The 26,468-nt window shown below is 52.8% G+C and carries 19 protein-coding genes and 1 pseudogene; 16 read left to right on the top strand and 4 right to left on the bottom strand.

Features of this window, described 5'->3' with window-relative positions:
* The first annotated feature begins 25 nt into the window (after positions 1–25).
* From NST37_RS16990 to NST37_RS16980, 3 genes are all read left to right on the top strand, one after another.
* Entirely contained in the window at positions 26–1,228 is a 1,203-nt protein-coding gene (locus NST37_RS16990) for a hydroxyacid-oxoacid transhydrogenase (RefSeq protein WP_003386440.1), read from the top strand.
* Between the two features lie 33 nt (positions 1,229–1,261).
* A complete protein-coding gene (pdxA, locus tag NST37_RS16985; RefSeq protein WP_031932757.1) occupies positions 1,262–2,266 on the top strand; it encodes a 4-hydroxythreonine-4-phosphate dehydrogenase PdxA in 1,005 nt (334 codons plus the stop codon).
* Between the two features lie 84 nt (positions 2,267–2,350).
* Entirely contained in the window at positions 2,351–3,331 is a 981-nt protein-coding gene (locus NST37_RS16980; RefSeq protein WP_327985538.1) for a D-glycerate dehydrogenase, read from the top strand.
* Positions 3,332–3,364: 33 nt separating this feature from the next.
* Here the strand turns inward: NST37_RS16980 and NST37_RS16975 are convergent.
* The 3 genes and pseudogenes from NST37_RS16975 to NST37_RS16965 form a co-directional block, all read right to left on the bottom strand.
* A pseudogene (locus tag NST37_RS16975) lies at positions 3,365–4,620 on the bottom strand (HAMP domain-containing sensor histidine kinase).
* A 267-nt stretch (positions 4,621–4,887) separates the two neighbouring features.
* Positions 4,888–5,706, bottom strand: coding sequence for a WYL domain-containing protein (locus NST37_RS16970; RefSeq protein WP_024985643.1), 819 nt, complete (start codon positions 5,704–5,706; stop codon positions 4,888–4,890).
* Positions 5,681–7,006 carry a WYL domain-containing protein gene (locus NST37_RS16965; RefSeq protein WP_003386435.1) on the bottom strand — a complete coding sequence of 442 codons (1,326 nt, stop codon included), beginning with the start codon at positions 7,004–7,006 and terminating at the stop codon, positions 5,681–5,683. Before NST37_RS16965 ends, NST37_RS16970 begins: the two co-directional genes overlap by 26 nt.
* A gap of 457 nt (positions 7,007–7,463) precedes the next feature.
* Here NST37_RS16965 and NST37_RS16960 point away from each other — a divergent pair, with 457 nt between their 5' ends.
* The 12 genes from NST37_RS16960 to NST37_RS16905 all read left to right on the top strand — a co-directional run bounded on the left by NST37_RS16960 (position 7,464) and on the right by NST37_RS16905 (position 24,746).
* Positions 7,464–8,969: a TROVE domain-containing protein gene (locus NST37_RS16960; protein ID WP_122958220.1), complete on the top strand. Its 1,506-nt coding sequence runs from the start codon at positions 7,464–7,466 to the stop codon at positions 8,967–8,969.
* A 151-nt stretch (positions 8,970–9,120) separates the two neighbouring features.
* Entirely contained in the window at positions 9,121–10,386 is a 1,266-nt protein-coding gene (locus NST37_RS16955; RefSeq protein ID WP_339185582.1) for a methyltransferase domain-containing protein, read from the top strand.
* Positions 10,387–10,390: 4 nt separating this feature from the next.
* Entirely contained in the window at positions 10,391–12,976 is a 2,586-nt protein-coding gene (locus NST37_RS16950; protein ID WP_003386432.1) for an AAA family ATPase, read from the top strand.
* A gap of 377 nt (positions 12,977–13,353) precedes the next feature.
* A complete protein-coding gene (locus NST37_RS16945; RefSeq protein WP_003386431.1) occupies positions 13,354–13,731 on the top strand; it encodes a helix-turn-helix domain-containing protein in 378 nt (125 codons plus the stop codon).
* 532 nt (positions 13,732–14,263) lie between these two features.
* Positions 14,264–15,271, top strand: a complete 1,008-nt coding sequence (locus NST37_RS16940; RefSeq protein ID WP_051925529.1) for a P1 family peptidase — start codon at positions 14,264–14,266, stop codon at positions 15,269–15,271.
* Between the two features lie 78 nt (positions 15,272–15,349).
* Positions 15,350–16,654 (top strand): hypothetical protein, encoded by a 1,305-nt coding sequence (locus NST37_RS16935; protein ID WP_003386428.1) that lies wholly within the window; start codon positions 15,350–15,352, stop codon positions 16,652–16,654.
* Between the two features lie 343 nt (positions 16,655–16,997).
* Positions 16,998–18,536 carry an AbgT family transporter gene (locus tag NST37_RS16930; protein ID WP_024985637.1) on the top strand — a complete coding sequence of 513 codons (1,539 nt, stop codon included), beginning with the start codon at positions 16,998–17,000 and terminating at the stop codon, positions 18,534–18,536.
* A gap of 40 nt (positions 18,537–18,576) precedes the next feature.
* Positions 18,577–19,836, top strand: a complete 1,260-nt coding sequence (locus NST37_RS16925; protein ID WP_243014903.1) for an amidohydrolase — start codon at positions 18,577–18,579, stop codon at positions 19,834–19,836.
* Positions 19,837–19,897: 61 nt separating this feature from the next.
* Positions 19,898–21,301, top strand: coding sequence for a M20 family metallopeptidase (locus tag NST37_RS16920; RefSeq protein WP_039070712.1), 1,404 nt, complete (start codon positions 19,898–19,900; stop codon positions 21,299–21,301).
* Positions 21,302–21,544: 243 nt separating this feature from the next.
* Positions 21,545–23,530, top strand: coding sequence for a 5'-nucleotidase C-terminal domain-containing protein (locus tag NST37_RS16915; protein WP_024985634.1), 1,986 nt, complete (start codon positions 21,545–21,547; stop codon positions 23,528–23,530).
* A 230-nt stretch (positions 23,531–23,760) separates the two neighbouring features.
* Positions 23,761–24,105, top strand: coding sequence for a hypothetical protein (locus NST37_RS16910; protein WP_024985633.1), 345 nt, complete (start codon positions 23,761–23,763; stop codon positions 24,103–24,105).
* On the top strand, positions 24,057–24,746 hold the full coding sequence (locus tag NST37_RS16905) for a YidC/Oxa1 family membrane protein insertase (protein ID WP_031932763.1): 690 nt from the start codon (positions 24,057–24,059) through the stop codon (positions 24,744–24,746). Before NST37_RS16910 ends, NST37_RS16905 begins: the two co-directional genes overlap by 49 nt.
* Before the next feature lie 51 nt (positions 24,747–24,797).
* On the opposite strand, the gene NST37_RS16900 is transcribed toward NST37_RS16905, so the two are convergent.
* A complete protein-coding gene (locus NST37_RS16900) occupies positions 24,798–25,133 on the bottom strand; it encodes a helix-turn-helix domain-containing protein (RefSeq protein WP_024985631.1) in 336 nt (111 codons plus the stop codon).
* Positions 25,134–25,255: 122 nt separating this feature from the next.
* Between NST37_RS16900 and NST37_RS16895 the strand changes: the two genes are divergently transcribed.
* A complete protein-coding gene (locus NST37_RS16895) occupies positions 25,256–26,227 on the top strand; it encodes an NAD-dependent epimerase/dehydratase family protein (protein WP_339185580.1) in 972 nt (323 codons plus the stop codon).
* The last annotated feature ends 241 nt before the right edge of the window (positions 26,228–26,468 follow it).

The raw sequence follows: 26,468 nt of genomic DNA, 5'->3' as shown, positions 1-26,468 counted from the left end.
GACAGGGAAGAGGAGAGAAGCGGGTATGAGACATACATGGGAGTTCTTTTCTACAGAGCGGATCGTATACGGGAATGGCTCGATTCGCGAGCTGGACAAGATTTTGCAGCGGATCAAAGCGAAAAATGTTTTTTTGATCACAGACCCCGGCATCAAGGGGGCGGGGATCGCCGATAAGGTGCTCCGTCTGTTGGAAGAAGCGCAGTATCAGGTGGTCGTTTACGATCAGGCTGTTCCGGAACCGCCGATCCAAACGGCGATCGATTGCTATGAATTTGCCAAGGCGCATATGGATACGGACGCGATTATCGGTCTGGGCGGCGGGAGCAGCATCGACTTGGCCAAAGTGGTAGCGCTGCTGATGGCCCATGGCGGACATCCGTCCGATTACTTTGGCGAGCACCGCGTGCCCGGCCCCATCGCTCCATTGATCGCGATCCCGACTACAGCGGGGACCGGTTCGGAAGTGACTTCCGTTGCCGTATTGGCTGACCTGGAAAACAATCTGAAAATCGGCATTTCGGACAACTATTTGCGCCCAGCGGTAGCTTTGCTCGACCCCGAGCTGACCGTCGGCCTGCCTCCGTACGTGACTGCCTGCTCTGGCATCGACGCGCTTTCGCATGCAATCGAAGCGTATACGGCGAAGGATTTTCGCTACATTCGGGCGGAAGGCGAATTGCTGTTCCAGGGATCGCTGCCGCTTGCCGACGCACTGGCGTATAAAGCCATCGAACTGATCGCGAAAAATCTCGTCCTGGCGGTTCAGCAAGGCAGCAATCTGGAGGCACGCGGAAACATGCTGCTCGGCAGCCTGCTTGCCGGCATGGCCTTCTCCAATGCGGGAACAGCGGCTGCCCACGCGCTGGCATATCCGATCGGCGGCTTGGTCAAATCGCCGCATGGTGAAGTGACCGGATTGCTCCTGCCTTATGTCATGGCGTACAACACAGACGTGGAACAGGAAAAAATGGCCAAAATCGCGCTGGCGTTCGGGGTGAACCCGGCAGGCAAGACGGAAAAGGAGTTGGCAGAGGTGGCCTGGCAGGAAGTATTCAAGCTGGTCGAAGCGATCGGATTGCCGACCCGCCTTTCCCAGATCGGCATTAAAGAAGAGGATCTGGCCGAGATCGCCAGCAAATCGCTCGGCATCAACCGGCTGATCCGCAACAACCCCCGTGTGCCAACCCAGAAAAGCCTGGAAGAGCTTCTGCGCAAAGCGCTGTAGCGGCGACTTTTGAAAGAACGGAGGAAAACGGCTATGACGATCAACAACAAGCCGATTATCGCGATCACGATGGGGGATGCTGCCGGGGTAGGTCCGGAAATCATCATGAAGGCGCTCCGGGATCGAGCGATTTACGATGCGTGCCGTCCATTCGTGATCGGCGACGCGAAAATGCTGGAGCGTGTCAAAGGAGTCGTAGGCTCGGACCTCGTCGTGCGCTCGATCTCATCTATTGAGAAAGCCGCGTTTGAACCGGGCATTGTCGAATGTCTGGATTTGGATCTGCTGCCTCACGATCTTCCGTTCGGAGTTGTTTCGGCGGAGGCTGGCAACGCTGCCTTTCGCTATCTGGAAAAGGCCATTTCGCTTGCAAATGAGAAACTGATCGATGCGATTTGCACGGCGCCGTTAAACAAGGAGGCATTGCACAAGGGCGGTCATCTTTATCCGGGTCATACCGAAATTTTGGCGGAATTGACGGGGACGGAAGATTACTCCATGATGCTCTCCGCACCGAAGCTGAAAGTGATTCACGTGACCACGCACATCGGACTGATCGACGCGGTGAAAAAGATCAATGCAGAACGTGTCTACAAGGTGATCAAGCTGGCCCATGAGACACTGCAAAAAGCAGGCTATGCCCAGCCGCGCATCTGTGTCTGCGGCATCAATCCACATGCGGGGGAGAACGGCTTGTTCGGCTACGGCGAGGAGGAGGAAAAAATTGTTCCCGCTGTGGAAAAGGCCCAGCAAGAAGGCATCCAGGCGGTGGGGCCGCTGCCTGCGGATACGCTGTTTTTCCGGACGGTGCGCGGCGATTTCGACATCGTGGTGGCGATGTACCACGATCAGGGCCATGGTCCGGTAAAGGTGCTTGGATTGGAGGCGGGCGTGAACATTACAGTCGGCCTGCCGATTATCCGTACCAGCGTGGATCACGGGACTGCCTTTGACATCGCCGGAAAAGGCATTGCCGATGAGCTCAGTTTGAAAGAAGCGCTTCGGCAGGCGATCGAATTGGCGCCGAAGCGCGTATAAAGTGAGGAAGCAGATAATGCACCAAACGAGACAGCAGTCGAGATGACCCTGCTGTCTCTTTCCATACCGGAGGTGGAATGTACGGTGAAAGACAAAATTGTGATAACGAGAAAAATTCCCCAGCCAGCGCTTGAACTGCTGCAAGCACGAGCTGAGGTATACATGTGGGATTCTGAGGAAGAGCAAATACCGCAAGACGTGCTGCTGGGGGAAGTACAAGACGCGGCAGCGATCTTCACCAATGTATCCGATTCGATCAATCGGGCGGTATTCGATGCATCTCCGTTCTTGCGCGTGGTCGCGACGATGGCGGTAGGCTATGACAACATTGATGTGGCGGAGGCGACCAGGCGCGGCATTCCCGTCGGCCACACCCCTGGCGTTTTGACGGAAACGACCGCCGACCTTACGTTTTCGCTGCTGATGGCAACGGCCCGACGCATACCGGAGGCCGACCGGTTCGTGCGGGAGGGCAGGTGGAAGAGCTGGTCCCCGATGCTGTTGACCGGACAAGACGTATGGGGGGCAACGATCGGGATCATCGGCATGGGGCGGATCGGCGAAGCGGTAGCCAGACGCGCCAAAGGCTTTGACATGTCCATTTTGTATCACAACCGCAGCCGCAGGCCGGAGGCGGAAGCAAAGCTGGGGTCCCGGTACTGTGAACTGGAAGAATTGCTGCTGGAGTCGGATTACGTCATCCTGATGGCCCCGGCGACAAAAGACACGCGAAGGCTGATGGGAGAGCGGGAGTTTTCGCTGATGAAGCGCAGCGCGATTTTCATCAACACGTCGCGTGGCACAAACGTGGACGAGGAAGCCTTGTATAAAGCGTTGAAGGAGAAGCGGATCTGGGCGGCCGGACTGGACGTTTTTCAGACTGAACCGATCAGTACGGACCATCCGCTATTGGAGCTGGACAATGTAGTGGTTGCCCCGCATATTGGCAGCGCCAGCATCGCGACGAGAACAAAAATGGCGATGATGACGGCGGAAAACATTTTGCGCGGTTTGTCCGGGGACCGGTTGCTGCATACAGTGAACAGCGAAATATATGGAAGGTAGATAAATAGAAGTCCCTCCCATGTGCGATCAGGGTCAACCGACTTGCTCGGCTTCGGGAAAAATGAGCGTAAACTTCGTTCCTGCTCCAGGCTTGCTTGCCACTGTCACCGTCCCGCCCATGGCGTGTATCACTTGATAGGAATACGTAAGCCCGAGTCCGGTACCGTTTGACTTCGTGGAAAAATAAATGGAGCCGAGCCGTTTCATCTGGCTTTCAGTCATGCCGATGCCGTTGTCTTTGATCTTCAGAACGACGCGGTCCTCCTCGGACGACAGCCTGAGGATCACTTTTGCGTCGGAGACCTCCGAGCACGCTTCGACCGCATTTTTAATGAAGTTAACCAGCACCTGCTTGATTTCGGATTTGCCAGAACAGGTACCGGACTGTCGGGAGCATGGACCTCCAGCTCGACATTGTGCATGTTGGCGTACGGAGACATCACCTCCCGAATCACGTAAAGCTGCTCAGAGAAGTTGATTACCTCATGGCGGGCGGTCAACGGTTTGGAAATGGAGAGATACTCCGAGAGAATGAGCTCGGTCCTTTGAACCTCGCCGAGGCAGATGTTGATGTACTGTTCAAGCTTGGGCAGATGTTTATGGTCTTCTTGAATCAGTTTTAAAAAGCCTTTAACCGCTGTCAGCGGATTTCGCACCTCGTGAGCGAGGGAGGCCGCCACATGGCTCATTGTTTCGATTTTCTCGTTTTGAGCGTGCCTGATGAACATTTCTTTATCTGCTACGGATTTTCCAAACAAAGTAAGCAGGAGCCACGTGCCGAGCGAGTTTTGCATCGGTATGACGATCAGGTGGTAGGCGAGGTGCTCCTTCACGTCGTTCGGAAAAAAGGAGTACGTAAGCACCAAGGGAATAACCGAAAAGGCAATTCCCGCCAGAAAGGTAACAAACGTTCTGCGGTAATTCGCTTTGTACAATTTGTAAAAGAGAAGGGATAAAGAGAAGGTGCAGGCCAAGATGATCATCGCGACCGGCATTCCTTCCCCGCCTAGGTACAACCGGTAAATGACAAATTCGACGAGAAGGATAATGCCTGTTTGGACACCGCCGTAAACCAGTCCAAAAAACATGATGACGTAGCGAATATCGAAGATGACTCCGTCTACGACATTGGATGCAAAGGTCATGGCGAGAAACAGACAGAGTGAACTCGTGAGGAGAATAAAAGTCTGGCTGTAGTTTCTGATTTTATCGCGGTAGTAGATATTAAATGCGACAAAAGGGATTAAAGCGAAGAAGATTTGCAGGATAATCTCTTTTAATAGACTCATTTAGCATCCCCATCACAGATTGTCCGTTGTATATTTCTTACTATTTCGACATTTCTTCCCTAAACCCTTCGAGGTCCCCCCTGTTGATTCCTTGCGCTGATTGCGGTTAAGGAGAAATGCAAATGAACAATGAACAAGGAAAAAAGCCAGGTGAGTCCATTTCCCCCTTTCCCGGCGGGAGCGTCTCAACTGGCTATTTGTTTTATGGCTCGACATGGTGCAAATCTCTTTTTTAGTGCTGACAGATGTTTGACTTGTAAACAACTGTTAGAAAAGCGGATCCACTGATTCGATCCCGTACCGGGAAAGTGCCTTGACCGCGGACTCATACATTCGCTGCTTTAGACGCTCTCCTTCCATGACGCGGACCCGCTTGCCCAGGAAGCGAAGCTTGGACAAAATGTATTCGCTGTCGTCAGCGAGAAAAGTAAGCCTGATCCGGTACGTATTCGTCTGATCCAGATACTCCACTTCCTTTTCGAAACAGGAGAAGGCGTACAATATCCTCGACAGCTCCCGGTTGTACGAACGGACGACCTCGATGACAGCCGTTTCCTTGCGCGCCTCCAGAGTGGCTTCGATTCTCTCTCTGATCTCAGCTGCCTCGCCTGGATCTACCGGCTCCTCGCTGACAGAAACGATGCTTTGCAGCCTGGTCGACATATAGGCTTGATAGCGGAAATGATACCAGAGCAGATACCATTCCTTTTTGACCATCGAATACTCCAGCTTATAAGGAAGGCCCTTATGTCCCGTGTTTACCCGGCCGTTTTTTGTCCGGTACGTCATGCGGATTCCCTGATTCTTTGCCAGAATGCGCCGAAGCAGTCTGAGAAGAGGGTGGTAGACGTGCCGCTCCTTGCTTTTTGCCTTTTCTCCAAGGCTTTCCGTGAAGGCAACCGTCTCTACCGGCTCCAGAAGGGATTGCAATTTGGTTCGCGTTTCCGGGGCAAAAGCCGCTTCTGCCGACGGGTGGGCCAGCATTGCTTTCAGCCAGGATCGCTCATGGGCAGTGATGGGCAAAGTCCCGTATTCGTCCAGACGGGAAATGAGCTGATAATTAAAGATTTTCTCGAAAAGGTTCATAATAGGACTGAATCTCCTTCCACTCCGCAATAAACTCCCGCCGCAGCCGCACAGGCTCAAGAACCTCGCAGCTCGAACCGAAGCTGCGGAGCCAGGGCTTGATCTCCGTTGTCCCGTTCACCGTGATCTCGTAAATAAACCAGTCATCGTTTTCCTCGGTAATCGTGCCCCATTGCCCCTGGAGCAGGACCCGCTCCTTGACGAAATCCGGCTGCTGTTTGTCCGGTCTGAAAAAGCGGACCTTGACCTTTACCGGCGCACCCGTGTCGACGAGCCAGCTCAAGCGTGTTCTCGCCTCCAGTTGAGCGAGCTTTTGCGCAAACTCCGCTTCCGGCACCTCTTCGCTCTCCTCGACCTGCGTCAGTCCTTCCACTCTGTATTTCATGATCCCCTGGCGGTAGTTATTCCCGAGAAGGTACCAACGGCCATATTGATGGTCATACACCACCTTCAAGGGCAGGACGTGCTCTTCTCTGCCTTCTGTCTCCCTTTCAAAGAGGGGATTCGTATTTTGGGAAGCATAACTTTTTCCCGTTTTAGGAGAAAAGTAAAGAAATCTGACCTTCCGGCGGAGACGGATTGCCTGGAACAGGGGAAACAAGTGCGCCTCGTCCAAAATGCGCGAGTAGTAGTGATATTTGTACAAAAATGAATCGGTGACAGCAAGAGGAAGCTCTTTTTGCTTCAGCGCTTTCTTCAAGGTGTCCCGCAGCAGGTACCCCTGTACGGAAGGAACTTGGGTGTTTGCCATCACATCTACAAAGTCATACAGATCGAGCAATTCGTCGTCCGTAAGCTGGGCTACCAGATCGTTGTATACACGATAGCGGTAGGGCCGTCCGCCAGCCTCCCTTTTGATCACGCCGACCTGCTCCAAATACTTCAAATCGGAGCGAATGGTTTTCTCGTCGGGAAGAGAAACATCGGCAGGCAGTTCATCGCAGCAAATGTCCATCAGCTCTGCAGCTGTCAACGCCTTTTCCTGAAGGGCAGCAACGATGAGGGACAGCCGGTGGCTTTCCGATTCTTTCAGCGACTTGGCCCTGTACAAAAACAACAGGATCGGGTCTGACGACTCATAGTAGCTGAAGCGGAGCATGTCTGCGAATTCCGTTCCCTGCTTTTCCGGAAGCTCCGCATGGATCGTCTGCACGATTTCTTTCAGCCGCCGAAGCGTCTTGTCAAAGGTATGGACGGAGATGCCGAGGCGCTCCGCAAATTGCTGGCGGTTGTAGGCGCCGCTCGTAAGCACCAGCATTCGCAGGAATTGGATTTCTTTATCAAAGCTCTCTTTCGCCATGGCAATACCCCGTTTCCGCTTAATCGTCCTTTCTCATTTTACCAAACAGCGAAAAATGGTCAAAATGGAAAAGTTTCTCTCATGTCGTAATACTTTTGCCATGTTCGCGGGCATAAAAATAGGCGATGATGAATGTGCGAGGTCGACGCCGCACGGCGGCGCCCGCGAAGATCAGATCATTGAGGCGCTCGGATGGGTTACTTCGCCTTCTAAGCGATCGGTCGTTGGTTCGAGTCCAACTCCTGTACACGTACAGGATAGCTCAGTTGGTAGAGCAATCTGTACCTATCCAACCTTTTCCTCAATGATCCCTTTGATAAATAAGATGAAGCGAGGCGCTTGAAAGGGCTACTTCGAAAAATATGGGATTGGTATTGAAAGGTTGCCCAAGAGCGGCAGCCGGTGCCTTTTCACCTCTTTCCTCGCTTCCTTTTTTACGCATAAGGAGGGTATACCCATGAGCTTTGCGAAAAAGGTATTCTCCGGAATCAAGCCAGCTACATACAACAGCGACGGATACCCCGCATTCAAGCGTTCGGCAGAAGAGCAGTACCTGCAGACGCTGTTGACCAATACATTGGGACATACGTTTTACGCCGATACACAACAGCTTTTGGATGAAGCCCAGCAGCTCCACCATGAGATGGCCAAGCAAAACCCGCAGTTCATGGCAAAGGCAATCGTTTTTGCCCGCAACGAGGGATTTATGCGCTTGCAGCCGTTGTTTGGCCTGGCTGTCCTGTCGGGCTGCCGCCCAGACCTGTTTGCCAAGGTGTTTCTTCAGGTCGTTCGTATTCCTTCCGATTTGTCCGATTTTTTGACGATCCTGCAAGGCATGGGACGAGGGGAAGGCGGAAGGGCGGTCAAGCGGCAGGTCAACCGTTTTTTGGCCGGAGTGTCGGAGTATTGGGCGCTCAAATACAACGGCCGTGGCCGCGGCTACAGTCTCGGTGATATCATCGCCACCGCGCATCCAAAGCCGAAAGACGACAAGCAGCAGGCGCTGTTCCGCTATTTGCGCGGACATGAGACGAACCTTACGCTGATCCCGCAGGTGGAAGCATTGGAAAAATTGAAGCAAGCGGAGTCGGAGGCGGAGCAGATTCACTGGATCGAGGCAGGGAGGCTCCCTTATGAAACGGTGACTGGGGCTATCAAGCCGTCCAGGGCCGTGTGGGAAGCGCTGCTTCACCAAATGCCGGCATTCGCTCTCCTGCGTCATCTGAATGCGCTGGATCGGGCAGGCGTGTTTGAGAGCAAAGAAAGCCTCGCCTATGCGGTGAAAAGGCTGACTGACCGCCAGGCGCTGGCAAAAGCAAAAATCCTTCCGTTTCGCTTTGCAAAAGCATTCAATCAGGTAGACCATCCCGAGCTTCGCGATGCGCTCAGGGAAGCGGTCGAGCTTACCTTTGACAATCTTCCCGAGCTGGGCGAGCATACCGCGATCTTCCTCGACATCTCAGGCTCGATGGACGGGGAGTATTTGCAGATAGGCTCTGTATTCGCACTGGCGCTTTTCAAAAAAACGAAAGGGAACTCCTTGTTCTGGCTGTTTGACACAGATGTGCATGACGCGAAGCCTTCCCGGCACGACAGCATCTTGAGCCAGGCGGAGCGAATCCGCGCCAGAGGGGGGACCGATACGGGAGCCCCCGTGAGGAAGCTGATCCGGGAGCGGAAGCGGGTCGACCAGATCATCATCATAACCGATGAGCAGCAAAACAGCGGAAGCCCCTTTTATCTGGAGCTGCAAAAATACCGTTCGAAAATAAACCCGGAAGCAAAAGCGTTTATCGTCGACATTGCTCCGTACCGGCATGCCATGCTTCCGCCGGAAATCAAGGACACCTACTACATCTACGGCTGGAGCGATCACGTCCTGGCTTACATCGCCCAGACCCTCCAGGGGTATGCCTCCATGACGGAGCAGGTAGAAGCGCTGGAGATAGAGGACGGAAAGTAGAGTAGAGGCAGATTTGTTCACAGCAGATGTTCGGCCATGGACGTTTGGTCTGTGGCCTTTTTGCGTATCACGGGCGGCGCCGCCGGAAAGGAACCGGTGGCTGAAACGATCCAGCGGCTGCAACCATCCACTTTCCCTAAAGGAGGTTTATATGGCTATTGTTCAACTGAAATCTACAAACCCGCAGTTTTCCTTTCTGATCAAAAAGAACCCGCAAACCGGCGTTTTGCTCCGGTCGATCCGAAAGGGAATGGCGTACGGCTGGTACACCGACCCGACCACTTTCAACGTGTACTTCAAGGACGCGGACAATGAAATTTCCTACAAACGGCATGAGCAGGAACAATTCGAATATTTGAATGTGTCGCGGTACAACACGCCGCTCTTTCCGTTAAATGCGATAAACGAGTTTTTTTCAGCACCGTTAAAAGTGCATGACGAGCGGGACATAGAAGGCTACGAACACGCCTTTTACATCCACATGATTCATATTGAAAAGCTGCGGTATATCGAGTTTTTTGCCAAGCATCTCAAGGAGTTTGCGTTTGCCGTCGAGCATCGGGCGCATAAAAGCTATGCGCTGACCATCACGACGCGCAAGAGCCTGCATCATCTGCTGCATACGACAAGTGTGCTGTGCCTGTTCTTGTCCATGTTTGGCGAAGAGTATATCGACATTTCCGACAGCATTCTCGATAAGTACACGAGGAGCATCAACCTGATTGACGCGCCGTTTTATATTCGCAGCCTGTTTGTCCGAAACTTCCTGTCCTCGCGGGACCGTTTTCAAACATACAAGGCAGAGCTGGAGAAAACGGGCGGCTGCGAGATCCGGTTTGCATTTGGAAGCACCGCGCTGCAACGCCGGAACTACATCGAAGGTTTGCTGCCCTTCAACAAGTCGATTGTCGATGTAGGCTGCGGGGAAGGATTTTATGCACTGCGGTTCGCCGGGAAGATAGAAGGCAGCTATTTTGCGATAGATACGGATAAAGAAGCGCTCGCTTCCGCAAATCGCAAGGCGCAGGCAAAAGACATCGATAACATCGCGGTATTCGACTCGCTTGACCGCTTCCTGGAGGTGTACAACGGAGAGAGAGTTGACGTTATCCTGACAGAGGTCATCGAGCATATGGCCGAGGATGAAGCCGGGAAGCTGATTCAGTCTATCTTGAGGCATATCGATTTCGAGTACTTTATCATCACGACGCCGAATGCAGATTTCAACCAGTTTTACGAGCTGGATGGATTTCGCCATGACGACCACAAGTGGGAGATGGGAAAAGACGCGTTTCAGCAGTGGTTCTCCGATGTAATCAAAGGGACCGGGGTAAACACGGAATTTGTAGACATCGGCGACGCGGTAAACGGCATTCACACGACGCAGGGCGTCATTGTCAGGAGAAAGGAGGCTTGAATCCATGGAAATTCAAACGAAAGTCCACACTATCCTCATGCTGATCGGACCGACGGAATGCGGCAAGACGACGTTTGCCAGGGAAGTGCTCATTCCCGGTCTGCGGTTTGCCGACGAGACGAAAAACTATCGGGCAAATGTCCAGTACATCTCCTCGGACAGCATTCGCCAGGAGCTTCTGGGAGCGGATTTGGACAAGTACGACCAAGTCATGCTGGAGGCGAGCGAGCAGGCGTTTCAGCTCTTGTATGACAAGCTGAGAGCGGTGACCTCCTACCCGATCAATGCGGAATTCGTCGTGCTCGATACGACGGGACTGGCCGACGATTTTCGGGCAAAGGTGAAGGAGATTGCCAGCCAGAATCACTACAGACTGGAAGCAGTCGTGTTCGACTATCGCAACCGGGAGGATTACTACGCTTCCGAGCGGTCCAAAAAGCTGATTACCAGCCACATTAACCGGTTGAAAAGAGATGTCCTCGGCTCGCTGGCAAAGGAAGGATACGAAAAGATCCATCGGGTGCGGGCAAAAGACTTTTACCGGCCGGCAGAGGGCAAGGTCCATCCCGACTACCGGGTTGTGATCGAAAACAGGGAAGAGTACCTCGGGACAATTCTGCCGCCGGATGGGCGCTATATTATCGTCGGAGATGTCCATGAGTGCGTACAGGAGCTGCAAGGACTATTGCTCGCCTACGGCTACCGGATCGAGGCGGGCAAGCTGATCGCTACGGAGAAGGTCCGGGATACGAAGATCATTTTGGTCGGCGACTGGCTCGACAAAGGAAAAAACACGAGAGAAATTGTAGCGTTTTTGTACGCGAACCGGGAGCATTTCCTGTTTGTCACGGGGAATCACGAGAACTTTGTCGACAAGTATGTAAGGGGAAAAATAAAGGGAGCCGACCAGGAGCTCGTCCATTCGTATTTCGATTCTACGCAGGTGTTTTTGCAGGATGCGGAACTTTTGGAAAAGTTTGCATGCCTGCATGCTCTGTCAAAGCCGTTTTACAGATTTATCGGGGCAAACAGCCCTTCTTTCATCGTGACCCATGCGCCGTGCAAAAACAAATACTTGGGGAAAATGGACGACCATTCGGTTCGCCGCCAGCGGAATTATCGGATCGATCGGGAAAAACCGCTGGAAAACCAGCTTGCCTTTCTGCGGCAGGAAGCGGTGAAAAACCACCCGTATCACGTATTTGGACACATCGCGGCGAAACAGGCGTTTCGCATCAAAAACAAGCTGCATATCGATACAGGCTGCGTCCACGGCAATGTCCTGACCGCCGTCAGTATTGCACACAAACCGTTCTTCCGGTCATATAAATCCGGCCGGGCTGTCCTGACCGAAGAATTGCAATTGCTGTTCCAGGAGGAGCAAAAGGTATCTGTCGACGAATTGCAGGAGGAGGAAATCCGCAGGCTGGATTACTGCTCGCGAAACCGGGTCAATTTTATATCGGGTACAATGTCTCCGGCGGACAAGGACGAAGCGGCAAATGAATTGGAGTCTTTGAAGCGCGGGCTGCAGTACTTTGAAGGGAAAGGGATTCGGCACGTCGTTTTGCAGCCGAAGTACATGGGCTCCAGATGCAATGTGTATCTGCACAGGGAGCTCGCCCAGTGCTTTGCGGTCAGCAGGAACGGCTATAAAATCACGCAGGTCGACCTGACGGAGATTTATGAGGGGCTGCTGCAAAAATTCGGCGGCTACATGGAGCAAAACGGGCTGCAAATGCTCATACTGGACGGGGAGCTGCTTCCCTGGAGCGCGATTGGCGACGGCCTGATTCAAAAGCAGTTCAGACCGATTGAAAAGGCGTTGGAGGGCGAACTTGCCTTTCTGCAGCAAAATGGCTTTGAGGAAGCCTTTGGAAAGCTGGTGGACGAGTACCGGAACAGCGGATTTGAGCAAGACCAGTTCCGCAGCTCCAAGAGCGAGCTGAGTCAAAAATACGGGGCGAGTGTCTATCAAAATTACAAGCATCTGCACGACATTTGGGAGACGTATGTTCCCTTGGACGTCCATGTGAGCGCCTACCACACGTACAAACAGCAGCTGGAGCTGTACGCCGGGGACGGGAAGCTGGAATACAAGCCGTTTTCCTTGCTCAAGGCGGTATTGGAGAATGGACAGGAGCAGCTTCCGGACTGGAAGACGTCAGAGATGTACAGCTTTCTGTCGGATGACGACTTCCTCTTGCTCGATCTGGCTGAGCCGGACAGCGTGGAGCGGGCAGAGCGGTTCTTCGCCAGATTGACGCTGGAAAACCGGATGGAGGGCGTCGTGATCAAGCCGGAGGAAGCGACCAGCAGGGCCGTTCCCTATCTGAAGGTCCGCAATCCTGACTACTTGTCGATCATCTACGGGTATGACTACCGTTTCCCTCACAAGTACAGGAAGCTGCTAAAACAGAAAAACATCGGTCAAAAGCTGCGGACATCGATGAACGAATACGTGCTGGGACAAAAGATGCTGGCAATTCCGTTCCATGAGATCACGTCTGACAATGAAGCGTATAAGGAAGCCGTTGCAAATCTGTTGTTTGAAGCGGCCAAGGAAAAGGAGATCGATCCGCGGCTGTGAATAGGACGGGGGACGTGACGTTCCAGCCGGTCCCACCCGTTTTCATGCAGACCCATCCGTTCTCATACGTTCCCATCCAGCGGCTCCCTCTATCTCCATTCACCAACCGGAGGAGAGGGAGCCGAAAAAATAAGTTCTGTGACTTCAAGTCATTTTTTTCGTCTATTTACTGAGCAAGTGAATAGCATTTCGTGCAAACCGCTCACTCATTCGGAAGGCTGCCGTCCAGGTGGAGGCATGTCTTTTTAGAGCGAATACTGGAGGGGACCAAAAGGAACAGAGGACGAAAAGCGAAGTCTTCTTGCAGTCATGGAAATTTTCCTGAAGGCAAGGTCGGAAGCACTGAATATGGAACAGTCGGTACAGGAGGAACCAGTTTGAAAAACACGGGAAAACTCGAAATTTTTGTTTTGGCCGCAGCTATCCTGATCGGCGCGTGGCTCGTAGCCAGAGCGGCAACCGGAATTGCCGCCTACGGCGATTCGGAAACGCACAACACCGCTGAAATCGCCGGAGCCGTCGTTCGTCTGGAGGCAACGGTGAACGAGATGATTCAAGCCGAAGAACCGGAAGTCATGGATCAGAAGAAAGTCAGAAAATACCTGGGGATCAGTGAGCAAAATTTGACGGAGCTCATTCATGGCTCCGACTTTCCGTATATCAAGATCAGAGGGGACTATTTGTTTCCCAAGAGCGCGGTGGATGAGTGGCTCCACGATAGGGCGAAGGGACGATCATCTTTGCTTCAGTATTAGGAATCGTTTTTATCTTTCTATAAGTTGATAGGACGAGGGAGTAAGGACAAAAGTGTTCGTACTCCCTCTTTTTTGAATGGCCTCGATAGCTCCGGTTTTTCTGCGACTTTTTCCCTATTTGCGGAAAATCAATTGATTGCGGGAAGAAATTCCGCTACGATTTAATAGATAGAATATTCAAATAATTACTCTGGCAACTTGTCTTGTGCTTGTGAGAACATCTGAAAACGAAGGTGGGACCAGCATGAAAAATGAATCGTTGGACAAGCCGTTAACAACCGAAGAAATCGGCCAGATGCAGAGTCATATTTCACCTCGTGAGTTTGGCTGCAGGCAAAACCCTCCTAGTGTCGATGTCTTTGAATCTGCTATCTCTTCGTCAGAAGAACCCAACCCACAGCAGCAAACACAGACAACCCAATCTGTCTCCCGCAGAGAGTTTCTCCACAAAACAGCCCTGCTTGGCTTGGCTGCGGCTGTTCCCGGAAGTCTTCTGACCATCGGTTCTGTCATGGCCGAGGAGGCGGGGGGAATGGAAGGAGCAAAAGCCGCTGCGGCAGGCATCGGTGAATGGATCAAACCAGGCGGAACGATCGTCGACGTACCGGGTGTGAAAGTCGGCCAGATGCAAGATCTAAAGGCGATGACCGGCTGTACCGTAGTCGTGCTGGAAGAGGGCTCCCCTTGCGGCGTAGATGTACGCGGCTCAGCCCCCGGCACACGGGAAACCGATCTGTTGAACCCGATCAACATGGTGGAAAAAGTAAACGCCATCGTGCTGACGGGAGGAAGCGCCTACGGACTGGATTCTGCGAGCGGCGTCATGCGCTATCTGGAGGAGCAGGGCATCGGCCACAATGTGGGGGTAGGTGTCGTTCCCATCGTTCCGGCAGCGGTCATCTTCGATTTATCGTTCGGAAGCGCAAAGGTGCGGCCCGATCAAAAGATGGGCTACGAGGCAGCCAAAAAAGCGAGCAAAGACCCGGTCAAGCAAGGAAATGCAGGAGCGGGAACCGGGGCGACAGTAGGAAAGCTGGCAGGAGGCAAACGGGCGATGAAAGGCGGGCTTGGCTCCGCATCTCTGCATTTGCCAAACGGCTTGGTCGTAGGTGCGGTCGTCTCCGTCAACGCCGTGGGAGAGGTGCGCGACCCCGTTACCGGAGAGATTTTGGCCGGCGCGCGTGACGACAGCGGCAGGATTCGGGACGCTCTCTCCTGGATGATCGAGCAGAGCTCTCCGCCTGTCCCGAGCGGCACCAACACCACGATTGCGGTGGTCGCAAGCAATGCCAACCTGAACAAAACGCAGGCGAATAAAGTCGCGCAGATGGCTCACAATGGACTGGCCAAAGCGATATTCCCCGTACATACGATGAGCGACGGGGATACGGTTTTCGCAGTTGCGACAGGCGGTGTCGATGCATCTGTCAATCTCGTGGGAGCATTGTCCGCGGAGGTGCTTGCAGCAGCGGTCGTCAACGCGATCAAAGCGGCGGAAGGGGCAGAAGGGCTCCCGGCCTATCGGGATCTTCGGAAATAGAGATGGAGATTATGACTTCCTGTCTGATATAGTAAAAAATGAAACATCATCTAAATCAGGCAGGGGTTAGCGAAAATTATGTATAGAATTGGTGTCGTTGGACCGCCTCCTTCTGTCGAGCGGATACTGGCTGTAGCCAACGAATTTGAACATGAGATCGAATTTGTTCCGATAACGTACGGGGATGCAAAAGAAGTGAGCGGCATTGTTCAGGAGCGCAATCACGAATTTGACGGATGGTTTTTCTCCGGGCCCATTCCGTTCACGATTGCGAAAAATGTGCTCAGCCCCGAGGCCAATATGGTCTACTGCCCGCCTACCGGCTCCAACCTGTACCGGAGCTTTATTCAAATGTCGATCGACCGGGATGAAGCCGTGAAGCGAGTCTCGATTGACATGATCGAGTCGGAGGGGCAGTTTTTGCAGGAGCAGTTGTCCGAACTGCAGATACCGGAAGAAGACACGCACGTGATGACCTACGACGAGCATTATGACGCGCAGGCAGTCGCGCAATTCCATCTGAAGGTCTGGAGGGAAGGGAAGACCCAGGGCGCTTTTACTACATTGATGACCGTGGAAGAGCTTCTTCGCGAGGCAGGGGTTCCTGTCTACCGCATTTATATGACCAAGATGGAAATTCGGCAAGCAATGAAGATGGTCATCGAAAGAGCGAGGAGCTCCTACTTCAAGGATACGCAGATCGGTGTCGAAATCATTGAACTTGAGCAGTTTGACACGATTGTGGAAAAATCAACGGCCCGTTTTCATTTACAGCATCTGGAATTGAAGATCAGGCAGCTTTTGCTGCTGCTGTGCGAAAAGCTGGACGGTTCACTTATGGCAAACGGCAACGGCCGCTACCAGATTTTCAGCTCCCGGGGAGCCATCGAGCGGGAGATTGACATGCTGCGCGCGACCTTGCAGCAGCTCTCCCTGGAGGCGGACGTTCCCGTCGCAGTGGGCATCGGGTTTGGCGAGACCGCTTTTTCCGCCGAAAGCAATGCGCGCAAGGCGGTTCAGCATGCAAAAAACAGGGACGGATACGGGATCGTGATCGTCCAGGAAAACGGCGTCATCGTGGAAGCGGCAGGCGAACCGGAACAAATCGCTTATGCCTATCGCTCCAATGACAAGGAGCTTTTGGATAAATTAAACAAGGCAAACGTCAGCATCAAAACCTATAACAAGCTGCAAGCGTTGGTGCAGCGCATGGGCTGGAGCACATTCACGACTTCAGACATCGCCACGTACTTGTCGATGACGGTACGGAATGCCCAGCGGATCATCGGCAGCCTGTGCGAATACGGACTTGCCGAGTATAAGGGAGAAGAGCTTCAGGCTGTGCGCGGACGTCCGAAAAAAATATACCAATTAAAAAAGTAGCGATAAAAAAGATGAGCAGGCCAGTTCTCAAGAGAGGACTGGCTTTTTGTATGGAAAGCGCTTGCTGTTTTGTGAGAAGTCGAACAATTCTGTTGAAAAACATTTAACAAGGCTATATAATTCATTTAACGACAATTTCTCTATTTATTCGCATAATGAAAAATATGCGCAGAATTCACGAAGAAAGGGGCGCTGGCTACCGCTTTCGCAAAAAGAAAGTGCTTACATTGGGGCGGCTGCAGACTGAACACTCATTCGGTTTCGCTGCCGGCTTGCTTTACACACACATGGAAAACGAGTGACTTACCAGGACAGAAAGACACGGGCCGAGGGGGATTGTTCAATGCAAGCGCAAACGCAGCAAGCAAAGTCAGAGTTTCAGGAGCAAAAGGGGACAGGCTTATTGAAATGGGTGGAGCGGATCGGGAACAAATTGCCGAATCCATTCATGCTCTTCCTCTATCTGATCGCCATTTTGTTCGTAGTGACAGCCGTTTTGTCGTTTTTCCACATTACAGCCGTAGACCCGATCAAAAACGAGGAAGTTCAGGTAAAGAATCTGCTCAGCCAAGAGGGGCTTCAATGGCTGCTGCCCAATATCATTAAAAACTTTTCCGGATTCTTGCCGTTGGGATCGATTCTGACGCTGATGCTGGGGGTCGGATTGGCAGAGAAGGTCGGTCTGTTGGAAGCGGTCATCCGCAAGATGTCTCTGCGGGTAAATGCCCGATATGCAAGCTACCTGGTTGCCTTTATCGCTTTTTTCAGCCATGTCTCGTCTGATGCTGCCTTTGTCATCATGCCCCCACTCGGTGCGCTGATCTTCCTGGCTGTAGGACGTCACCCGGTAGCGGGACTTTTGGCTGCCATCGCCGGTGTCGGGTCAGGTTTTACAGCCAATATGCTGATCGTAACAACAGATGTGCTGCTTTCCGGGATCAGCTCGGAAATTTCGAAGTCGGTCGACCCGAACGTGACGGTAAGCGTTTTGGACAACTGGTTCTTTATGTCTGTCTCGGTACTGCTGCTTTCTGCCATCATCGGCTTTATCACCGACAAGTTTGTGGAGCCCAAACTGGGTGTTTATCAGGGCAGTGCGGAGAAAAAGCTGGAGGACCTTTCGGCTCAGCAAAAGAAAGGGCTTCGCGCGGCAGGAATTGCAGCGCTGGTGTTCATCGCCGTACTCGCCATTCTGGTCGTGCCGGAGGGCGGAATCCTGCGTGATCCGAAGCAGGGCACGATTGTTCCGTCGCCGTTTATTTCAGGGATTGTCCCGGTCATTCTGCTGTTCTTCTTCACGGTTGCCATCACATACGGGATCAAGGTGGGCGTGATCAAGAAGCAAAATGACATTCCGGCCCTTTTGACCGATCCGATCAAGGGAATGGCCAGCTTCATCGTCATGGTTTTCCCGCTCTCCCAGTTTGTCGCCATGTTTAACTGGAGCAACATGGGCAGCTTCCTCGCCCTGTTTATCACCGATTTGCTCGAAAAAATGAACATGACAGGAGCGCCTGTCTTTATCGGCTTGATGTTTTTGTCCGCATTCCTCTGCATGTTCATTGCCAGCGGCTCTGCGATCTGGTCGCTTTTGGCGCCGGTCTTTATCCCGATGTTCATGGCGCTAGGGTTCCATCCGGCTTTCGCGCAAATCACATTCCGGATCGCTGACTCTGCCGTGATTCCGTTCGCGATCGTGTCGCCGTTTATCCCGCTGTTCCTTGGGTTCCTGCAGGAATACAAGAAGGACGCCCAGCTGGGAACGTACTATTCGCTGATCATGCCATACCCGATCGCTATATTCATTCTCTGGACACTGCTCCTGGTCGTCTGGTATTTCCTGGGCTTGCCAATCGGTCCTGGCGTCTATCCGAGAATGTAACGCAAAAAATGGCTCCAAGAGAAGACAGGAGGAATTGACTATGCTGGATTTGGTTTCATTGCGAAGAGATTTTCATATGCACCCGGAAGTGGGATTCACGGAATTTCGTACGGCTTCCAAGGTCGTGGAAATACTTGCTTCGCTTGGCTTTGATGTGATTTACGGCCCAGACGCAATGGATGGCGGTTCCCGCAGGGGATTGCCGTCCGCGGACGTGCTGGAGGCTGCTTACGAGCGGGCCTTGCGGGACGGTGCAAACCCGCAGATCGTGGAGAAAATGCGAGGCGGCTACACAGCCGTGATCGGGGTGAAAAAAGGAAAGCAGGAAGGGCCTACCGTTGCGTTCCGGTTTGACATGGATGCGCTGCCTGTCCTGGAAAGTACGGACGCGGACCACCTCCCCCAGGCAAAGGCATTTCGCTCCCGCTATGAAGGAAACATGCACGCTTGCGCCCATGACGGCCATACGACGATTGGACTCGGGCTTGCCGAAAAACTGGCGGACGGCAACTTTTCCGGAACCGTAAAGCTGATTTTCCAGCCCGCCGAAGAAGGTGTCCGCGGCGCTTACTCCATCGTCCAAAAAGGGATGCTCGACGATGTCGATTATATTTTCTGTCACCATCTGGGGACCAATGTCCCGCTCGGCGAGGTGCACGGAGCCTCTTTCGGTTTTCTCGCTACAACCAAGATGGTTGCCCATTTCCACGGGGTACCGTCCCATGCTGGAGCCTCTCCGGAAAAGGGCAAAAACGCCTTGCTCGGAGCCGCTACCGCTCTGCTGAACATCCATGCCATTCCGCGCTTTAGCACAGGCTCAACCCGTGTGAATGTGGGTGTATTGGAAGGCGGGACGGCAGCCAATATCATTCCGCAGCATGCAAAAATGATCGTGGAAACCCGTTCGGTGTCAGAAGAAGTGAATGCCGAGCTGGAACAGCGTGTCCGCAATATCATCGCCCACAGCGCAGCCATGCACGAGCTGGAGCACGAGATCGAAGTGATTGGCGGCGCCATCCCGATCAACAGCGATCTGGACATGGCTGAGCTGGCGATCGAGGAAGCGAAGCAGGTCGAGGGCTTCACCGCCTTCAAGGTCAGCGACAGCAATGCGATGGGCAGCGAGGACGCCAGCTTCATGATCAAGCGCGTTCAGGAGCGCGGAGGAAAAGGGACGTACATGGCGATCGGGACGGATATTCCCGCACCTCACCATCACCCCAAATTTGACATCCAGGAGGAGATTCTCCCGCGCTCCGTAGAGCTGTTGCACCGCATCGCCAAACGTCTGTTGACGTGAGAAGCCGTTCTATCGGACACTCCCCGAATCCTGCAGCTGCGAATAGAAAGGATGTTTCTTTATGCATACCCAACGAATTTCGGAAATGATTGAACAAAAACGCGATTTGTTCATCAGTGTGAGCGACAACATTTGGAGCTTTGCCGAGACGCGCTTTGAAGAGTACCAATCTGCCGAATTGCTGGCGCAAACGCTGGAGAGCGAAGGTTTTCAGGTAGAAAGAGGCGTAGGCGGCATCAAGACGGCATTTATCGGTAGCTTCGGCAGCGGCGGTCCGATTGTCGCCATTTTGGGAGAGTTCGACGCCCTCTCAGGAATGAGCCAAAAGAAAGGGCAGGCGGTGCAAGAACCGGAGGTACCGGGAGGCAACGGGCATGGCTGCGGACACAACCTGCTCGGTACGGCTTCTCTGGCCGCTGCGGTTGCTGTCAAGCAGTACATGGAGGAGAACAATCTCAAAGGCACTGTCCGCTACTACGGATGTCCCGGCGAGGAGGGGGGCTCCGGCAAAGCCTTTATGGCCCGCGCCGGACTGTTTGACGACGTCGACTTTGCCCTCTGCTGGCACCCGATGGGCTACAACAGCATCATGGCGATCGAATCGCTGGCCAATTACCAGGTGTACTTCAAATTCAGAGGCAAAAGCTCGCATGCGGCAGCAAGCCCGCATCTGGGACGCAGTGCGCTGGATGCCGTAGAGCTGATGAACGTCGGCGTCAACTACTTGCGTGAGCACATCATCCCGGAAGCGCGCGTCCACTACGCCGTGACCAATACGGGCGGACTCTCTCCGAATGTCGTGCAGGCCTATGCGGAGGCGCTCTATCTGGTGCGTGCGCCAAAGGTTGACCAGGTGCAGGAAATTTATGAGCGGGTGTGCAAAATCGCCCAAGGGGCAGCGCTGATGACCGAAACCGAGGTAGAGATCGTGTTTGACAAAGCGTGCTCCAATGTGGTGCAAAACAAGGTCATGGAACAGGTCATGTACCGCAACTTCCAAGAGCTGGGCGTCCCCGTGCATGACGAGGAGGAGCTCAAGCTGGCCAAGGAAGTTCGCGCCACGCTGACTGAGCAGGAGTTAAACACCTCGGTAAAAGAATTTCCGGACGGGCCGGACGTCGATATGGTGACATGGCTGAATCCGTACAACGGTGAAACGAGCCCGCTGAACGGCTCTACAGATGTCGGTGACGTCAGTTGGATCGCGCCTACCGCACAGTGTACGACGGCCTGCTTCGTGAACGGGTCGACGCTGCACTCCTGGCAATGGGTGTCGCTCGGTGGTACCTCCCTGGGCCATAAAGGCATGCTCCATGCCGGAAAGGTGCTTGCCTCCACGGCAGTCGACATGCTGAACAATCCGGAGCTGATCGAACAGGCCAAAGCCGAATTGCAGCAGCGTTTGGGCGGAAAGCCATACAAATGCCCGATCCCGGAAGGTGTGCAGCCATCCGTTAAAAAGTAAGCGAGCGTGATTCGGACAATTTGCAAGGTCAAGACGATGAAAAGCCAGCGGTTTCTCGCCGCTGGCTTTTTCTGCAGGCGAATGCCACGGATAAAAAGCAGAAATGGCAAGAAAATGATTGAGAATCTTTTCCTGTTGCGATAGTCTACTAGAGTGCCCATCTATGCACAACAAGAGAAAGAGGGTCTGAATAAAGAGAAAGAAAATTCAGAAAGAACTCTTTAGACAAAAGGAGGACAAGCAATGCGCAAGGGGAAATTGGCGCTGAAAACCTGTCTGAGCGTAGCTCTCGGGCTTACGCTGTTCAGCAGTGCTGCTGCTGCACAGCCCGCTCAGGCAAAAGCCGCCGGGAATTCAGAAATCAAAATCACGCTGCTCGGGACGTCTGACATCCATGGACGATTCATGCCGTGGGACTATGAAATCGATGGTCCAAACAACAACGGAAGCCTAACGCAATTATTTACGATGGTCAAACAAATTCGCGAAGAGAATCCCAACACGATTCTTCTGGACGCGGGAGACTGCATCCAGGGAAATTCGGCTGAACTGTTTAACAGCCATCCACAGTCTCCGATGATGGTTGCGATGAATGCGATGAAATACGACGCGTGGGCATTTGGCAACCACGAATTCAACTTTGGACTGGACGTGCTGGAAAAGATCAGCAGCCAATACGACGGGCCGCTGCTTGCGGGCAATATTTACAAGGAAAACGGCGAGCGCTTCCTGCCAGCCTCCACGATTATTGAAAAAGCTGGGGTAAAGATCGGCATTATCGGGATGAACACCCCGATGATCGAGGATTTTGAAAAGGGAACCGACCACCTGAACGGGCTTGTCGTCAAAAATCCTGTCGATGAAACGAAAAAGGCAATCAAGGAGCTTGAAGGAAAAGTAGACGTCATGATCGGCCTGATGCATATGGGGCTGGACAACGAGAACGGGAAACCGGGGACCGGCGTGCGCGACATTGCCAATGCCAATCCCGAGCTGACCGCCATTTTCGCCGGCCACATGCACAAGCTGGTGAAAAGCGAAGAGGTAAACGGCGTACTGATCACCGAACCGGACAAATACGGCACGCATCTGTCCCGCATCGACCTGACGTTTGCCAAGCAAGGCGACAAAGTGGTGCTGAAAAGCAAGGAAGCGACAGCGCTGCCTGTGAAACAAGCAGACGGTACCTTCGTCGAGTCCGATAAGGCATTGGAAGAAACGCTGAAGCCTTTCCACGAGATTGCCCGCGCAGACGCCAATGTCGTCGTGGCTGAGCTGAAGGGCGAAAATATGGTGCCGAAAAATGAGATTGAGGGCATCCCGCAGGTCCAAATCCAGGAGACGCACCTTGCCGACTTCTTTAATGAAGTCATGCTCTATTACAGCAAGGCCGATGTCGTCGCTCACCAGATCGACAATGACAAGGCCCGTCTGGATGTAGGGCCGATCAAGAAAAAGGACATCGCCTTCAACTACCAGTACGCACTGGGCGAAATTACCGTGTACGAAGTAACAGGCAAAGATTTGAAGGACTACATGGAATGGGCGGCTGGCTACTTCAATACCGCTCGTCCGGGAGATGTGACGATCAGCTTTGACAAGACGCGTCGTTCCTCCAAATACAGCACCAACGACTTTTTCGGCGGAGTGAAGTACGAAATCGACCTTACCAAACCTGCCGGAAGCCGCATCACCAACCTCCGTCGTCTGGACGACAAGCCGATCAAAGCGGAGGATGTGCTCAAGCTTGGCATGAACTCCTACCGTATGGACGCACTCATCGCGAAGGGCGGCGCTTTGGAAGGACGGAAGTTCAAACAGCTCTGGTCGTCCAAGGATGAGAGCGCATTTGGCGAAACAGGCGGAACGATTCGCAACCGCGCCATCGCCTATCTCAAAGAAGTGAAGAAAGGCGTTTACGAGCCAAAAGCATTGAATTACTGGAAGATTGTCGGCGTGGACACCACTGCGCCTGAGCGTGCCGATGTCGTTGAGCTGATCAACGCCGGAATCCTCGGGGTGCCAAAGACAGAAGACGGCAAGTACACCAACGTGGCTTCGATCAACATCAAGGACCCGGTAACAAAAGAAGAGATTGCGGAGCTCTCGCAAAAGGCAAAGGTGAATGCAGCCGCGTTTGCCAATGTGAAAACCAAGGGAGAGTTCTATCAGAAGCTGAATCAAGCGAGAAAGACTGCGGCTGCTCAGGCAAAGCCAGCAGCGAAGTAGGGAAGAAGAGGCAGGGAATATACAGGTTAGGCTTATGCAAGAAGCAAGATAAGCATAGGTCAGGCAAAAAAGCAGCAAGGCTTTTATAGAAGAAGCAGCCCGTGAAAAAACTCGGGCTGCTTTTTTTACATTCCCGTTCCTTCCCCATATTCTTTTTATAGGAAGTATCCAAGTATGTATGGTATCTTTAGTATAAAGCGAACGATTTTTGTCCTCTGGGAGGTGACGCTGTGGAGTTTTCCTTGGATATGACACTCTTGCTGCTGGCAATGGGCCTGTCGGGATATCTGGTTGCACATCTGCTATGCAGTCCGGTAAAGCCGCTGGGATGGGTAGCTTGTTTGGAAAAGGGAATAGATTCGCAGCCGCCAAACGAGATTTCGGTTCGCCCCGCCGTGCATCCGAGGATGCTCTGGGTGCGGCGAAAAAAGCCTCCCGAGGAGCAAGGGTCTTCCAGTGACGATGCTGATCCGCTTTCCTTCTTGTATCGAAAAGACATTTGCAACGATACGAGGAGGAATTCCGAATGTATACCTTTGTTCAACCTGTCATTGATTTGCTGGCCTCGCTGCTGAATGTGATCTTTCAGTTTGCGCAGGATTGGGGAATTGCGATCGTTCTTTTGACACTGTTTGTGAGAGGACTGCTTTTTCCGCTCAATCTGCGGACGGCCCGCCAGACGATGCTGCAGGTCTTGATTCGCCCTGAGCTGAAGCTGCTTCAGGAACGGTACAAAGACGACCAGCCAAAGCTGATGCAAGAGACGATGAATCTCTACCAAAAGGCGGGAGTCAAGCCGCTGTCGATGTTTACGACGGCGATAATGCAGATGCCGATCTTCATGGCGATGTACGGCCTGTTTTTGACGCATGGAGCGGCGATGTCCTCTTCCTTTATTCCCTGGGTTGTCTCCTTTGCCCAGCATGACGCGTGGCACATCCTGCCTGCGCTTGCCGCTGGACTTACCTTTTTGACCGGCATGATTCCGTTGACTGGTGAAATGCTGACAGACACGCCTCTGATTCAACGGGCCTTGACCTCGCTGATCATGGTCGCCTTCTTCTTGATGATTCTCTGGAAAGCGCCTGTCGCCTTGGGCTTGTATTGGACCACCGGCTCCCTGTTCGGTTTGCTGGAACGCGGTTTTTATCGAACCAGATTGGGGAGAAAGGTACTGATGCGGGGACGAGCCGAGCTGCCGATAAGCCAAGAATAAATATTTATACGCAAGCAAACCCTTGAGACAGTCTCAAGGGTTTTTGTTTTTCTATTGTTTTCCCAGCTTCAGCACATCCCACGCATTTCCCCATTCCTTCATCGCATCGAAGACGGGGCGAAGCGTTTTGCCTTTTTCGGTTAGCGCGTATTCCACATGCGGGGGGATTTCCGAGTAGATCGTCCGGCTGATAATCCCTTCTTCTTCCAGCTCCTTCAGACGCATGGACAGCGTCCGCGGGCTGATCCCCTTCAAGGAGCGCTGCAGTTCTCCAAACCGCCGCGGACCATAGAACAGTTCCCTTAAAATGATGAACGTCCATTTCCCCCCGATCACGTGCATTGTTTTTTCAATCGGACACGCTTTTTGATTATATTCTTCAGGCATGAACATCCCTCCGCTATCTTTTTGAATAGTAACTATAAAAAATATCCGTACTTTTATAATAATAGCACTTTCATTATTATAGTGAATAATCATCCTGAAGCAATTGAATGGAGGAAAAAAGCATGAAAGCTGTTGTCTTTGGAGGTACGGGGTTTATTGGAGGGCATGTCGCGGAACAACTGCATCTGGCTGGACACCGCGTGACGGCAGTTGTCCGCAAGACCAGCAACACCGCGTTTTTGGACAGCTTGGGGGTCGACGTCGTTCGCATCGATTTTTCAGATCCAGCCGCCATAGCAGACGTGATGGCAGGAAATGACGCAGCGTACAATTGCACAGCCGACGCAAAGCTGCACACGCAAATAAGCATGAATGCCCCGGTGGAAATTGAGTTGACCCGAACGCTTGCGGAAGAAGCGGCCAAGCAGGGCATTTCCCGGTTTATTCAACTCAGCACAGTGGTCATCTACGATTTTCAAAGCAACGAACCGATAGACGAGTCGTATGTGTCGAAGCCGGAGTACCCGATACAGCGGCTGGGGATTGAAAGGGAGAGAGTCGTCGGGGAAGTGGGACGAAAAACCGGAATGACGACCGTGGTGCTGCGGCCGGCAAGCACAATCGGCGTCCGGGACACTACCTCGTTTTTCGCCAGACTGTTTGCCGCACATGCGCATGACCGCTACCCGATGATCGGCGAGGGGGCTGCACAAGTTTCGCTGGTAGATACCCGCGACATCGGCCGGGCGATGGTCTGGCTGGGTACCTTCCAAAAGCAGCCGCAAGATGACGGCGTCTACCTGCTCAAAGGATTCGATACAACGTGGCGTCAACTGAAGGAAGCGATGGACCTTGCCGCAGGGAAGACTGCCAAAATGCTGGAGCTGCCTGAAGCATTGACCGAAGATGAAATGGCTGCCTATGGGTTGAGTCCATTCGCCGTAAAGACAATGGCGGTAAACAGAATCTGGAAGGACGACAAAATACGGAAGCTCGGCTTTGCCACAAAGTATTCGCTGACGGATGCGGTCGAGGCGGAGGTGAGGGATTTGCTTAGTCGAAAACGAACTTCGGAAAACAGCGGCATTCTTTAAGGAACTGGCATAGGCCATTTATACAGACATAATCCGAAGGAAGATTCCGAGTCAAAACATCAGTATAAAAAAGATTTGGGTACAGGAAAAAAGGGTGATGTACCTTCAGAAACAGAATCGTACGTTTATTCGGTGATGAAAATACATAATGTAAGATATTCATTCTTCAAGGTATAATGAATAGATCCAGCATCTGTAACTCAATCCTACATTTATCTGAAGTGAATAGAGAATCAGACGA

The sequence above is a fragment of the Brevibacillus sp. FSL K6-6036 genome (assembly GCF_037964015.1).
Lineage (GTDB): Bacteria > Bacillota > Bacilli > Brevibacillales > Brevibacillaceae > Brevibacillus > Brevibacillus borstelensis.
This window is presented reverse-complemented; position numbering and strand designations above follow the sequence as displayed.